General features: G+C 74.4%; 10 protein-coding genes. 4 read left to right on the top strand and 6 right to left on the bottom strand.

Annotation, left to right across the window (positions count from 1 at the left end; genetic code table 11):
* Positions 1–25 precede the first annotated feature (25 nt).
* The 4 genes from AB0G50_RS15165 to AB0G50_RS15150 all read right to left on the bottom strand — a co-directional run bounded on the left by AB0G50_RS15165 (position 26) and on the right by AB0G50_RS15150 (position 6077).
* Positions 26–838, bottom strand: a complete 813-nt coding sequence (locus AB0G50_RS15165; protein ID WP_360107679.1) for an ABC transporter permease — start codon at positions 836–838, stop codon at positions 26–28.
* 170 nt (positions 839–1008) lie between these two features.
* Positions 1009–4704, bottom strand: a complete 3696-nt coding sequence (locus AB0G50_RS15160) for a hypothetical protein (protein ID WP_360107675.1) — start codon at positions 4702–4704, stop codon at positions 1009–1011.
* Positions 4705–4737: 33 nt separating this feature from the next.
* Positions 4738–5640 carry a pyridoxamine 5'-phosphate oxidase family protein gene (locus AB0G50_RS15155; protein WP_360107672.1) on the bottom strand — a complete coding sequence of 301 codons (903 nt, stop codon included), beginning with the start codon at positions 5638–5640 and terminating at the stop codon, positions 4738–4740.
* Positions 5640–6077 (bottom strand): VOC family protein, encoded by a 438-nt coding sequence (locus AB0G50_RS15150; RefSeq protein ID WP_360107669.1) that lies wholly within the window; start codon positions 6075–6077, stop codon positions 5640–5642. Before AB0G50_RS15150 ends, AB0G50_RS15155 begins: the two co-directional genes overlap by 1 nt.
* Before the next feature lie 129 nt (positions 6078–6206).
* Here AB0G50_RS15150 and AB0G50_RS15145 point away from each other — a divergent pair, with 129 nt between their 5' ends.
* From AB0G50_RS15145 to AB0G50_RS15130, 4 genes are all read left to right on the top strand, one after another.
* A complete protein-coding gene (locus AB0G50_RS15145) occupies positions 6207–6749 on the top strand; it encodes a CGNR zinc finger domain-containing protein (protein ID WP_360107666.1) in 543 nt (180 codons plus the stop codon).
* A 68-nt stretch (positions 6750–6817) separates the two neighbouring features.
* A complete protein-coding gene (locus tag AB0G50_RS15140; protein WP_360107663.1) occupies positions 6818–7042 on the top strand; it encodes a hypothetical protein in 225 nt (74 codons plus the stop codon).
* Between the two features lie 77 nt (positions 7043–7119).
* On the top strand, positions 7120–7761 hold the full coding sequence (locus AB0G50_RS15135) for a hypothetical protein (protein WP_360107660.1): 642 nt from the start codon (positions 7120–7122) through the stop codon (positions 7759–7761).
* Positions 7758–8894: a serine protease gene (locus tag AB0G50_RS15130; RefSeq protein ID WP_360107657.1), complete on the top strand. Its 1137-nt coding sequence runs from the start codon at positions 7758–7760 to the stop codon at positions 8892–8894. Before AB0G50_RS15135 ends, AB0G50_RS15130 begins: the two co-directional genes overlap by 4 nt.
* A 4-nt stretch (positions 8895–8898) precedes the next feature.
* Here AB0G50_RS15130 and AB0G50_RS15125 read toward each other — a convergent pair whose 3' ends face one another.
* Both AB0G50_RS15125 and AB0G50_RS15120 read right to left on the bottom strand, forming a co-directional pair.
* The gene (locus AB0G50_RS15125; protein WP_360107654.1) at positions 8899–9717 is read right to left on the bottom strand and encodes a hypothetical protein; all 819 of its coding nucleotides are present in this window, start codon (positions 9715–9717) and stop codon (positions 8899–8901) included.
* Between the two features lie 91 nt (positions 9718–9808).
* Positions 9809–14263 (bottom strand): protein kinase, encoded by a 4455-nt coding sequence (locus tag AB0G50_RS15120; RefSeq protein WP_360107651.1) that lies wholly within the window; start codon positions 14261–14263, stop codon positions 9809–9811.
* Between the last annotated feature and the right edge of the window lie 53 nt (positions 14264–14316).

Below are 14316 nucleotides of genomic sequence, written 5' to 3'. Positions count from 1 at the left end.
GCGTGCTCCTGGTGTCGTGTGCGGATCAGGCCAGTCCGCGCCAGGGCGACAGGGCGCGCTGGAGGGCGAGGATGGCGGTGTCGATGAGCAGGCCGGTCACGCCGATGACGACGAGTCCGAGCATGACCACCGCGGTCTGGTTGTAGCGCTGGGCGTTGAGGACCATGCCCCCGATGCCGTCCGCGCCGTTCACGGTCTCGGCGGCGACCACCGAGCTGTACGCGATGCCGACGGCCAACCGCACGCCGGTCAGGATCTCCGGCGCGGACGCGGGCAGGATCACCGTGGTGACCACGTTCGCCCGACTCGCGCCGAGCGCGTGCGCGGCCTCGACGTACTGCCGGTTGACGCCGGTGACGGCCGCCGCCGTGGCCACCGCGACGGGCGGGAACGCGGCCACCATCAGCAGGTACACCTTGGGTTCCTCGTCGATGCCGAACCAGATGACCAGCAGGCTCAGGTAGGCGAGCGGCGGCAGCGCGCGCAGGAACGTCACGAACGGCTCGGTGACCGCCCGCACCAGCGGCACGAGCCCCATCACCAGCCCGAGCCCGACGCCGATCAGCACGCCGTAGGCCGACCCGTAGCCGACCCGGCGCAGGCTCACCCCGAGCCGTTCGACCACAGTGGACCCGGCGTAGCCGCCCTGGCCGTTGCCCGCGTCGGAGGTGGCCAGCAGCTGGTTCCACACCTGACCGGGTCCGGGGAGGATCGCGGGCGGCCAGAACTCGGCCAGCACCAGCAGTTCCCAGATCGCGAGCAGCACCACCACGGCCGCCACCCGGACGAGGACCGAACGCGAGGCGGACAGCGCCGTTCGGGTGTCGACGTGAGGCATCTGGGGGCTCCGCGCTGGCCGGGGACGGGCGAGTTCGCGCCGAATGTACCGAAGCGCACCCGCCGTTCGGCCGTGTCCCGAGGAGTGGAAACCTTCGCGGAAAACCCTTGCTTGTCGGGCCGATCCGTGCCGTGGGTGTCCCACCCGTCGGGACGCCCCGTACAGTCCTCTTAGGACAGTGGACGGGCCGCGGGCACGCCGATGTCGGCGAGCCAGGCGAGGGTGGCGGTGTCCCGGCGGGCGGTGGCGAGCAGCACGAGGTGCCGGGCGGCGTGGTCGTCACCTTGGCGGACCAGGGCCTCGAGGTCGGCGCACCGGCCGTCGGCGGCGAGGAGGTCGACCAGGCGGTCGGTCGCGGTGGGGTCGCCCGCCTCCACCCGTTCCCGCAGCAGGGCGAGGGCCTCGGTCGTGCGACCCTGCTCGACCAGCAGCGCCACGAGGTGCTCGGTCGCCACCTCGTCGCCGGCGTCGGCACGGGCGTGCAGGTCGTCCTCGCGGTGGTGCCGCGCCAGCAGGCGGACCAGATCCGCCGACGCGTGCCGGTCACCCGCGTCGCCGCGCGCGGTCAGCACCGCGACCGCGTCCGGCACCCGATCCCGGTCCGCGAGGAACGACGCGAGGACGCGCGCCGCGCGCGGGTCGCCCGCGGTGGTCAAGCGGCGCAACAGGTCCTCGGCCTCGGCGGAGTCGACCAGCGGGACCAGCAGTTCCGCCGCCGCGACGTCACCGGCCTCGGCGAGCGCGCGGAGGGTGTCGACCCGGCCGTGCTCGGCGAGCAGTCGCGCGTAGGTCGGGTCGGACTCCGCGAGGGGCCGCACCAGCAGCAGAGCCTCCTCGACCTCGCCCCGTGCGGCGAGCAGCGGTGCCCACGCGATCCGGGCCGGCTTGCTCCCGGACCGCGCGCGCTCCTCCAGCCGGGCCAGGTCGCCGGTGTCCAGCAGCAGCCGCACGAGCCGGGCGTCCGCCTCCCGCGCCCCGACGCTGTCGCCGTCGGCCCACGCCGCCAGGTCGTCCGCGCACCTGTGAAGGGCGAGGAACTCCGCGAACCACGGGATCATCCGCCGCATCTGCGGGGTCATCGGGTCCTTCTGGAACCGGCTGTTGTAGGACCGGCGGGTGTCGCGCGGGTCGATCAGGCCTCCGTTGCGCGCGAGGAGTTCGACCGCGCGCCCGGGTTTCGACCGGATCTCGCGCAACGCCGGGACCTGGTGGTGCCGCCCCATGATCTCCACGGCGAGGTCGCTCGACGCCAGGTCGTCGGCCGCGAGCAGCAGCACGATCGCCTCGACGGGTGCACCGAGGTGCTCCAGCAGTTCGGCGGCCCGCCGGGTGTGCCGACCGGGCCCGGACAGACGCGGCGTTCCTGGTTGGGCGCGAACCCGGGAGTCGTGCAGCGCCACCAGTTCCGGCAACGGGAGCCGGGGTTCGGCCGGTCGCGCGGCCAGGGGCCGCAGCAGCGCGAGCGCGCCCGGGAAGTCACCCCGGTCGATCCGGTGTTCGGCCAACGCTGCGATCGCCTCGTGGTCACCGGCGGCGGACCGGGCGCGCAACTCGGCGAGTTCGTTGCGCGCCGACAGGATCGCGGCGAGTCGGCGGGCCGCCTCGGTGCTGCCCGCGTCGGCGAGTTCGACCAGCCGGTCGACCCGGCCCGCGGCCGCCAGTGTCGCCGCGTAGCGCCGCCGGCTCTCCGGGTCGGTCCTGGCGCGCAGGAGGTCGACCTCGTCGGTCGCGGCCAGCAGCGCGCCGAGTCGGACCGCCGACTCGGGGTCGCCCAGGTCGGCCCGGGCCTGGAGCAGGCGGACTCGGGCGGCGCGGGCGAGGTGGTCCTGGAGCAGCGCGTGTCGGAACTGCCAGACGCGGCCCGCGCGCCGGATCGTGCCGAGCCGGTGGGACTCGGCCAGGAAACCGTCGAGCCGCCAGGGAAGTCGACCGGTCGCGGCCAGCAGCACCCGCTGGATCCAGTACCCCGTCCAGACCCAGCCGCCCGCCCACGCGAACGCGTCGACCGCGAACACCGCGCCGGTGAAGATCCCGATCGCGCCGGGACGGGGCGACTGCGCGCCGACGGCCAGGACCGCGCCCGCGTACACCGCCGCCCCGGCCGGCAACCCGTGGCCGAGCGCCATCAGCAGCGGGTAGCCGAGGGGCGGTCGGCTCGGCTCCCGGAGGTTCTCCCGGACCCGGGGCGGGACGAACGCGGTGACGAGCCCGCACGCGCAGGCGGCCAGGTACAGCGGCCACCCGACGTGGAACGGCAGCCCGCCGCCCGCCGACTGGAAGTCCGCGAAGGAGAACAGGGGCAAGACCAGGCCGAAGCCGAAGCCGATCGCGGCACGTCCCATCCGGGACGCGGCCGTCGAGGACGGTCGGCGCGGCGGCTCGCCCCCGATCCACACCTCCTTCGACAACCCCCTGGTGGTGGCGACGAACCAGCCCGCGGCGGCGGCCGCGAACACGACCATCAGCGGCGCCATGCCCGGGGCGAACAGGGTGATCGCCAGCGCGCCCAAGCCCACCAGGATCACCAGCACCGGCGGGCCGACCACGAGGACCCTGCCGAGTGCCGGGCGGTGGGCCAGCGCGTCCCAGCTCAGGTGCCGCCACGACAGGTCGCGGGTGCCCGCGCGGTGCAGGCCGGTGGCCAGGTTGCCCAGCCAGCGGGAGGCGCGCGACCGGGTCCGCCGGGAGCTCGTGGCGTACCCGGCGGGCAGGTAGGCCTTCATCAGCCGGTCGACCACCGTGTTCCGCCGGGGCAGGTCGAGCAGGTCCGCCGGACGGGTGCGCGGGTCGGTGTAGGCGGCGCGGGCCAGGGACACCATCAGCGGTGAGGAGAACACCTGCGCGAGCGGGCCGTCCGGGTGGGCGTCGAGGTGGGCGAACACCGGTTCCCAGCGGGCCTGCGCGGGTGCCGGGTGGCTCAGGAACGCCTTCACCGCGGCCACGTCGATCGGGTGGAGCTCGACCACCGCGGCCCGGGACGGCACGACGCCGCTGTCCTCCACCACCCACTGGTACTCGCGTCCGCGCGAGGTCAGCACGAACGGCCGGCCGGCGGCGGCGCGGTGGTCGAGCAGCCGGATCGCCTCCACGCGCTGCTCGGGCGCCAACTCGTCCAGGCCGTCGAGCACCGGGAACACCAGGCCGTCCGCCACGAGCCGGGCCGCGGTCGACTCCGCGCGCCGGCCGCCGGCGGCCAGGAAGGGGTGTTCCTCGGCCAGCCGGCGCGCGAGGAACCGGTCCAGCGGCTCGGTCGTCGGGTTCCACGAGTTGATCGCCAGCAGCACCGGCACCGGCTCGCCGGGCTCGGGGTGCTCGACCAGGCCGAGGGTCAGCAGCATCGCCAGCACGCTCTTGCCGGCGCCGGGTTCGCCCAGCACGACGAGTTGGCGCAGCGGCAGGTCGCGCCACCTCGCCACCAGGGTGGTCGAATCCCCTTCCAGCGGGAGGAGTTCCCAGTCGCCGGGCACCCCGTCACCCGCGACCACCGCGCGGGACGCCGCGACCGGACGGGTGGTGGACGACCAGCTCAGCCGCAGCGGCAGCGGCTGGCGGACCCGGCGCAGCACCGCCTCCTCGACCCACTGCGCACGCACCCGGTCCGCGAGCCGCCGGGCCGCGGCCGCGAGGTCCTCGGTGGTGTCCCGGCGGGTTTCGCGGACCGCCATGACCGGCGCGAGCAGGGTGCCGGCGAGCGCGAGCACGGCGGACACCGCGCCGATCACGCTCGCCCGCTTGTCCAGCAGGTCGAGGAGCGAGTCACCGTCCCCGCCGGGCACCGTCCACAGCCACCGGACCACGGCGACCAGGCCGACCACGGACACCGCCGTGAGCAACCACCAGAGGCCTGCCCGCAACGCCTGCCGCATGGCGACATGCCTACCCGAGACGCCGCCCGGTGATCAACCTCCCGGGAGCACCGGGTTGAACCGGGACGGCGTCGGCGGGGTCCAGGTCAGCGGACTCGCGCCGGACAGGCCCACCACGCGCGCCACCTCGAAGCGCACCACGCGTTCCGCGCCGGGGTGGGTGGCCGCGTGCTCGGCCGACCAGTCGACGCGCGCGGTGCCGGACAGGTGGATCGCCGAGCCCGTGCCCCAGTCGGGGAACAGCAGCGCGGCGCGGTGGTCGACCTCCAGGTTGCCCAGGGTCAGGAACATCGCGTTGCCGGGGTAGTCCGGCCACTCCAGCGCGGTGGGCGAGAGCACCCGCACGAAACCCGGGCTGCCACCCCGGTGCGAGGTGTCGACCGAGCCTTCGCCCGCCGTCGTGACGAAGAACGTGTCGGCCGCGCCGATCCGCTCCCGCTGCGCGGCGGTCAACTCGTCGGTCCGGCACGCCCGCGCCTCGGGTGGCGCGGACCCGGCGCTCGGCGAGCGCTGCTGGATGTACCTCGGGCAGTTGGACACCACCTGCGCCACCTCGACCGCGAACCCCCGCCCGTCCGGCTGCGCGACGCCGTTGACCCGCATCCGCCGCCGACTGCCGGGCTCGATCGCGATCATCCCCACCGGCGTCGGCCGGGTCAGCGCGTCCGCGAGCGGGTCGACGGACGAGGGGTGGGCGGCCACCGTCACGGTGTGCTCGTCCGGCGCGTCCAGGAAACCGGGCGGGCCGGTGAGCTGGGTGGACCACAGCCGGCCCTCGGCGTCCTCCGCGCCGACGAACACGACCGGTTGGCGGGCCAGGAACTCCGCCGCCACGGCGGGCACGGTGTCCCGGATGGCGCGCCGCACGTGCTCCGAGGCGTCGAGCGCGCCGGCCCGTCGCTGCACCGCGCGCTCACCCCGGTGGTAGCCGGCCATCAGAAGAACCCGCAGGTCGGCGCGCCGGGCGTGGGCGCGTCGCCGGACACTCCGGACGCGGTGAAGATCTCCAGCCGGATCCCGTCCGGGTCGGTGAAGAAGATCCCGCCCGAGGTCGCGCCCTCGCCGTGCGGCACCACGCCGTCGTGGGCGAACCGGACGTCCAACCCGCGGAGCACCCCCTCGGCCGCGCGCACCTCCTCGACCGTGTCGACCTCGAACGAGAGGTGGTGCAACCCGGGCCGCGCGGTCGGGAACTCCCCCTCGCCCTGCTTCCACAGCGTCACGAGCAGCCGGCCGTCCCGACCGAGGAACGCGTGCCCGTCGGCCGACTCCAGCACCTCGAACCCGAACACCCGCCGGTAGAAGGCCAGCGAGCGCTCCAGGTCGGTGACGTTCAGGCCGACGTGGCCGGTCCGCACCGCTTCGATCGTCATCCCGTCGTCCCCCTGTCCGATGTTCTAACCTGTAAAATTACGTTAGCCAGTTAGAGAGCGTCGGGTCAACCCCGTCGGCCGGGACGAAGTAGGTTGGCGCCGGTCGGACGAGTCGCGAGGAGGTGCGCCGTGTCCGAGACGCGACCGGACCCGCGTCCGCTGATCGGCGAGCCGTTGTCGCTCGACCTGCTCAACACCCGGTGGGTCGACGGCACGCCGCGCGACCTGCTCTCCGACACCGCGGGCCTGGCGACGTGGCTGCGCAGCGCGGGCCTGCACCGGTGCGTCGCCGACGACGCGACGCTGCGGGCCGTGCGCCGGGCCAGGGACGCGCTCGCCGCGGCGGTCGCGGGCGACGGCACGGCCCTGGACGAGGTGCTCGACCACGGCCGACTGCGGTTGTGCCTGCGTGACGGCGTGCCGGCGGAGGACGTCGAGGCCGCGCCCGCGCACCTGCCCGGCTGGCTGGCCGCCCGCGACTACCTCGACCTGCTGCGCCGCGGCCCGGACCGGATCCGGGCGTGCTCGGGGCCGTCGTGCGTGCTGCACTTCTACGACACGTCCAAGAACGGCCGCAGGCGCTGGTGCTCGATGACCGGTTGCGGCAACCGGGCCAAAGCGCACCGCCACTACGCGCGCACCCGGCCCGATCGGCACGGCGCGCCCGCGTGATCACCTCGCGCCCGGCCGTCGCGGGGGTCATCATTCGGGATGTCCGCCCCCACGACCGAGGAGCAGTCATGCCGGTTTCGGCCAACCTGGACAAGGCACTCGACAAGCAGTACGAGAACCTCACGCTCTCCGAGGTGCTCGACGCGCCGGTCGCCGGGCTCGCGGGCGTGAGCGACTCCGACGCGGAGAAGCTGCGCGAGGCGTTCAACATCAAGACCGTGCGCGACCTCGGCGCCAACAAGTACTTCCGCGCCGCCGCCGCGCTGGTCGACCTGGAGAAGTCCGCGGGCTGACCGGGTGGTCCCTCCGGCGCGGAAACTTCCGGATCGGCGGATACCACCGGCACGGGCCCGCTCAATACGATGCCCGGGTGACCGATCCGTCCCGGTTGCCGGGCAAGCCCACCGTTCTGATCGTCCTCCTGACGGCGTTGTGCGCGCTGGCGGGCACGGTCCTGCTGACCGCCGCCACCGTCCGGCACCTGCCGCGCCGGCCCGCCGCCGCGCAGGAGGGCGACCGGCCGTCGCCCACACCCCGGTCGTCGTCCACCCGCGAACCGGGTCCGCCGCTCTGCGTGATCGGGTCGTGGCAGGTCGCCGAGGACACGGTGAAGATCAAGTTCTACACCGACGCGGACGCCACGACGTTCACCGGTTCGGGTCGGCTGTTCGAGTTCCGGCCGGACGGCACCGGGACCGAGAAGCACGACAACCACGTGCTCAAGTCCACGTTCGAGGGCAACGAGATCCGCATCGTCAGCAACGGCGCGCAGGACTTCACCTGGACGACCAAGGACGGCACGATCACCTACCTGACCCGCACGTCCTCCACCCTCGTGTACTCCTACTACGACCAGCGCGGCCTGCTCGACAGCCACCCGGCGGCCGGTCCCGGCGACCTCTACGACACCAACGACTTCACCTGCGAGCGCGGGCGGGCCGTGGAGAGCCGACGCGACGTCGAGTACCGGTCGGTGTGGAACCGCACCACCGCCTACGGGGTGTACGGGTGAGGGCCGCGCTGGCGGTCGTCGCGCTGGTCCTGTTCCCCGCGACGGCGTTCGCGCAGTCCTCGGACGACACCCGGGCGGCGGCGACCGCGCGACCGGCCGTCGTGCTGGTGACGGTCGGGTGGCACGGCTGGGTGCGCGACACGCGCACCGGCGAGGTGTTCGGCGGCCGGACCGGCTACGACGTCGCGGTGACCTGCGCGGGCACGGTGATCTCGGCCGACGGGTACGTGGCGACCGCGAGCCACTGCGTCCACACCGGACCGCTGGGCGGCGCGGGCGCGCTGTTCGCGGCGGCCGTGGCGGAGCTGAAGAAGGCCGGTCGGGTCGGCGACGAGGGCAAGGCGGCGGCCCAGTTCGCGGACCACGGCGTGGCCGAGGGCGCCTCGCCGGACCGACCGCTCGACCGGGACATCCGGGTCGAGCGGCGGGACCGGGACGGGCGGGACGTCGCGCCGGCCACCGTCGTGGACCTGACGGCGCCGGACGCGGGCGACGTGGCGGTGCTGAAGGTGGAGCGGACCGGGTTGCCGACCGTGGCGATCCGGCCCGACGCGCCGGAGGTCGGCACCGAGGTGACGGTCCTCGGCCACTCGTCCACCGAGGACCTGGAGGTGGACCACCGCGGCGGCGCGATCGCGGGCCGGCGCGAGCAGAACGGCAAGCCGTACCTCGAGTTCGCCGGCACGATCACCCGCGGTCAGAGCGGCGGGCCGGTGGTGGACGGCACGGGCGCGCTCGTCGGCGTCGTCGGACGGGTGTCGGCCGAGTCCCACACCGTGGCCGCCTCGGCGTCGACGCTGGCGGACCTGGTGCGGGGCAAGGGGATCCAGCTCGTGCCCGGTCCCGGCGACCTCGCCTACCGGACCGGCGTGGAGCGGTACTTCGCCGACGACTACGACGGCGCGGTGGAGTCGTTCGACGCCGCGCTGGCCGCCGGGCACCCGCGGGCCGCCGAGTACCGGGAGTCGGCCCTCGGCCGCGGCGGCGCGGCGACGTCACCGGGCACGCTCGGGTTGCTCGCGGTGCTGTGCGGCTGCCTGGGGCTGGCGGGTCTCGCGGGCGCGGTCGGCATGGTCGTGGAACGCTCGCGGGCCGGCCGGAAACCCGCCCTGGTGTCCACAGTGGACGACTGAGGGGTCAGGCCTGCTCGCCGGCTCTCCGCTTGCGGGCGGCCCGTTCCACCTCGTCCAGGTCGGCCGCGGTGACCAGCCTGAGCTCGGCCGCGCGGCGGGCGACGGCGAACCGGACGTTCTGCAACCGACCCTCGTGCGGCGCCGCGAACGGGTCGTCGCGCACGCCGAACGCCAGTGCCGACACCACCCGGATCGCGTCGTCCACCCGCTGCGCCCGCTGGAGGTTCCAGGCGTACCCGTACCAGCCCAGCACCCGGTCGTGGATCTCCTTGTTCGACGGCGGGCGCGGGTAGTCGTCCTCGCCCTTGAGCCACGGCTCGCACAGCGCGAGCGCCACGAACCACTCGCGACTGCCGCGCGGGAGCAACGGTCCGGTCCTGGTCTCGTCGCCGTCGTCGGCACCACCGCCCGCGAGCGCGAAGAACGCCGCCCGCGACGGCTCGACCTCGACGGTGACGACCAGGTCGGTCAACCCGCGCGGGTCGATCCGGCCCAGCAGCAGCACGAGCTGGTTCTCGCCGACGTCCAGCAGCGCGGACATGGACCGGGTCAGCACCACCCGCCGCGCGCCGCCGGGCGCGTCGAACAGGCTCGACAACTGCGCCTCGCCCGCGCCGAGCCAGTTCAGCTGCACGGTGTCCTCGCCGACGACCAGCTCACCGACCACCCGGGACACGTGCGGCGCGCACTGCGGCAGCGCCAGCACCACCCGACCCGCCTCCGCTCCGACGGCGGAGTGCGGCGCCCGGCCGAACACCAGCGCCTCACCGGCCCGCAGCCCGACCGCGCCGACACCCGCGCTCCGCACCACCACCCGCGTCACGCCGCACCGCCTTCCCGAACGCGGCGTCCGTCCCGCGTGCCACGGGCAGCCTGCCGGCCGCCGACCCGACCCCGGTGGGCGGGCCGCAGCGTCACGGGCACTTCGGCGGGTCGCCGCGGTCGCCGCCCAGGGCGCGCCACTCCTCGGCCAGCAGGTCCTTGTCCAGCAGGCCGCAGAGCATCGCCTCGGCGTCGTCCGTGCTCAGCCACCACAGCCGCAGCGTGCCGTCGGACGCGGTGCTCGCCAGCCGGCCGCCCTTCGGGTCGAACACGACGTCGTTCAGGTCGTCGCCGTGCCGGTCGAGCCGGGCCAGCGGCTGCCTGCTCGCCACGTCCCACATCCGCACCACGGTGTCCTGGCTCGCGGTCGCGAGGGTTTTCCCGTCCGGGCTGAACGCGACCATCCGCACCGTCGAGTCGCTGCCCGTCAGCTCGCCGACGGGTTGCCCGTCGGACGCCCGCCACAGCCGGATCAGCCGGTCCGCGCCGCCGGAGGCCAGGATCGTGCCGTCCGGGCTGAACTTGACGTCCGTGGCCAGGATGTCGTGCCCGGGCAGGAGCTTCCACGCCGAGCCGAGGTCGGCCAGGTTCCACAGCCCGATCTTGCCGCCGGACAGGGTGACCGCGAGGGTGCGGCCGTCCGGGCTGAACTCGACCGCCGTCGGGTGGTTGAACTTGACCTCGTTGTTCTGCTTGTTGGTCGGCTCCTCGCGGGTGGCGCGGCGTTCGACCACGCTGAGCGCCTCCGCGGACAGCAACAGCACCTCGTCCCGGTCCACCTCGGCGCCCACCGGCGTGCGACCGGCGACCGCGATCATGGTGCCGTCCCGGCTGTAGGCCACCGCGCCGAACTCGGTGCCCGGTCGGGAGAACCGCTTCTCCTCCTTCCAGGTCTCGGTGGACCACATCACCACCGCGCCGTCCGAGCCGACGGTCACCAGGTGCCTGCCGTCGGGGCTGTAGGCGACCGCGAAGGTGTTGACCTCGTGCGCCTTCCACTCGTGCACCATCTCGTTCTTGTCGTTCCACACCCGGACCAGCCCGCCGCCGTGCGCCGCCGCGAAGCCCGAGCCGTCCGGCGCGAAGTCCATCCCGATGACCGAGTAGTCCTGGTTGTCCAGCGTGCCGCGCTTGTAGGCCCACAGCGTCATCGAGCCGTTCGCGTCCGCCACGAGCACCGTGTGGCCGTCGCCGGTCACCGCCGACCCGATCGTGCCCGCCGACCCGGTGTGCAGGGCGGCCTGGAGCGCGCCCGTCGTCCGGTCCCACACGACGACCGAGGTGGCCGGGCCGCCCGCCACGAGCCCGTTGCCCGTCGGGCTGTAGGAGACCGTGTTGAAGTTGCCCATGGACGGCGACAGCGTCAGCCGGTTGTCCATGGTGTTGGTGTCCCACAAGCGGACCGTGCCGTCCATCGACGCGCTTGCGAGCGTCGGGCCCTTCGGGTCGAACGCCAGCGACATGACCGCGTCCGTGTGCCCGACCAGCGTCTTGACCAACCCGCCGTCCGACACCCGGTGCACGTCGATCTTCTCCTGGTCCGAGGTCGCGACGAGGGAGTGGTCGGGGCTGTAGGCCATGGTGATCGACGTGCCGCCGCGGTAGAGCACGCGTTCCGCGAAGGTCGCGGTGTCCCACACCACGACGCCGCGGTCGGTGTAGCCCACGGCGGTCTTGCCGTCCGCCGCGATCGCGGTGTCGATGCCGCCGGGGAAGGCCTTGAGCAGCTTGCGCCCCGGCACGTCCCACAGCTCGACCACCTTCTCCGCCAGGTTCGCCGCGGTCAGCAGCTTCCCGTCGGCGCTCATCGACACCGTGCGGTACCAGGAGTTCTCGCCGGTCACCCGCTTCAGCTCGGCGAGTTGCCTGCGGCCCGGCACGTCCCACAACCGCAGCGTGCCGTCCCGCCCGCCGGAGGCCGCGACCGTGCCGTCGGCGCTCACCGCGACCGACGACATCGCGCCCTCGTGGCCGGAGATCCGACCCCGGTAGGACTCGGCCCTCGCCTCCAGCAGCGCGCTGCGGCTCTCCGCGGTCGGCGCGGCCTGCCACGCGGCCAGCGCCAGGATCGCGGTGCGCCGCGGGTCGACCCCGCGCGCCAGCGCCGATTCCGCCGCCAACCGGCCGGCCAGGCTGAGCTGCCGCGAGGTGTCCGCCCGCTCCCGCGCGGCCTGCGCGGACCGCTGGAGCACGACCGCGATCCCGGTCGCCGCGGAGGCGACCACCAGCAGCAGGCTCAGCGCCAGCACCAGGGTGCGCAACCGCCGGGTGCGCCGCCTCGCCGCGATCTGGCCCGCGTGCTCGGCCGCGTCGGACCGGCGCAGGAACTCCTGCTCGACGGGCGCGAGCGCGACCCGGTCCCGCGCGGAGTCGAGCCAGGAGGTCAGCGCGGCCAGTCGCACGCCCCGGTACAGGTCGTCGTCGTGCTGCCCGGACTCGGTCCAGGCCCGCACCGAGTCGGCGAACCGGCGGTGCTGCACCAGACCCGCGCGGTCCTCGTCGATCCAGTCGCGCAACCGGGGCCACGCGGTCAGCAGCGCCTCGTGGCTCAGCCGCGCGCCCGAGGCGTCCACGGTCACCAGCCGGGCCGCGATCAACCGGTCCAGCACCGCGGAGCGGCCGAGCTCCGTCGGGTCCACCCGCTGCCGCGCCACGCCGCCGCCGTCGACCACGGTCACCAGTCGCAGCAGCAACGCCCGCAGCGCGTCCCGACCCGCCGGGTCGAGCGCCTGGTGGATCTCCTCGGCGGTGCGCGCGACGGCGCCGTCGATGCCGCCCGCGCGGCGGTACGCGGCGAGCGTGAGCACCGGGCCCTCGCGGTGGTTCCACGTCTCCCGCAGCGCGTGCGCGAGCCGGGGCAGCGCGCCCGGGTCGTAACCGATCTCGCCGCGCACGCCCAGGTCGGCGATGAGCCGTTCGGGCAGGCCGGGTTCCACGTCGACGCCGAAGTCGCGTGCCGGTGTCACGATCGCCTGGCGCAGCTCGACCGCGTCCATCGCGCCCAGCAGCACCGGCGCGGTCAGCGCGGGTTTGAGCGGCGGCAGGTCGATGCACCGGTCGACCAGGTCGGCCCGGATCGACAGCACGACGAGCGCGGGACGGGCGTTGGCCAGCGCGGTCGCGAACGCCAGCCGGTCGGCCTCCGGCGCGCCGTGGGTGAACAACTCCTCGAACTGGTCGACCACGATCACCGGTCGGCCGCGCTCGTCGAACGACGCCGCGCCGCGCGCGCCGAACTCGGCCGGTGCGTCCCGGATCGACCGCAGCCACTCGCCGGTCGTGGTGCCGGCGGTGTTGCGGGCCATCGCCATCGCCAGGTTGCCGATCGGGTCGCGACCCGGCGTCAGCACGATCCGCGGCCACGGTGTCCCGTCCGGCCCGTCGCCGGCGGCGAGCGCGGGCAGCAGACCCGCGTGCAGCACCGAGGACTTGCCCGAACCGGACGCGCCGACCAGGGCCACCGGCTCGCCGACGTCGAGCTGCTCGGCCAGCCGCACGAGCAGTTCGGTGACCACCGGGTCGCGGCCGTGGAACAACCCGGCGTCGGCCAGGTCGAACCCGCTCAGGCCCGGGTAGGGCGAGGTCGGCGTGTACCCCTCGGGCAGCACCAGGGTGCGCGGCTTGCCCACCGCGGTGGACCGCAGGATGGCCCGCACGATCCGACCCTGGTCGCGTTCCTTGGACGGACCGGGCGCGGTGTCCGCGGCGACCTTCACCGTGCCGCCGGACCGCGCGGCCTCGCGGGCGGCGGCGAGCAGGGCGGTGGCGGAGGGGAACCGGCGCTCGGGCTCCTTCGCCAGACCGCGCAGCACCACGGTGTCCAGCGCGGGGGTGATGGTCGGGCTGAACACCGACGGCGCGGGCGGCGGGTGCAGCAGGTGGGCGGCGACCTTCGCGGCCGGGTCCAACGCCGGGTAGGGCAGCCGACCGGTCAGGCACTCGAACAGCACGCACGCCAACGAGTACTGGTCCGACCGGGCGTCGACCCGGTTGCCGGACAGCCGTTCCGGCGCCATGTAGTCCCACGAGCCGATCAGGTCGCCGGACAGGGTCAGCGCGGTCGCCTCGGGCGAGGTTTCCCGGGCGATGCCGAAGTCCGCCAGGTACACGTGGTCGTCCGGCCCGATCAGGATGTTCGCGGGCTTGACGTCCCGGTGCACCAGGCCCTCGGCGTGCGCGGCGTCGAGCGCCTCGGCGACCTGGCTCAGCAACCCGAGCGCCCGCTCCTGGTCGAGCGGTCCGCCGGCGAGCGCGCGGCGCAGGTCGACGCCGTCGATCAGCTCCATGTCCAGGAACAGGTTGCCGTCGATCTCGCCGAAGTCGTGCACGGGCACCACGTTCGGGTGCTTGAGGGCGGCCGCCAACCGCGCCTCGCGCTGGAACCGGGAGCGGAACTCCCGGTCGGTCACCGACGACGGCAACCTCTTCAACGCCACGACCCGGCCGTGCACCGTGTCGTACGCCCGGTGCACGACGCCCATGCCGCCCTGCCCGAGCAGCTCGTGCACCAGGTACGGTCCGAAATCGGCGGAATCCCCCGCGACCATCGGGTCACCCCTCGTCTCGCCTGAGCGGGCAGACTACTGCGACGGCGGGACCC

The organism is Actinosynnema sp. NPDC020468 (assembly GCF_040642015.1).
In the GTDB taxonomy this organism is placed as follows: Bacteria; Actinomycetota; Actinomycetes; order Mycobacteriales; family Pseudonocardiaceae; genus Actinosynnema.
This window is presented reverse-complemented; position numbering and strand designations above follow the sequence as displayed.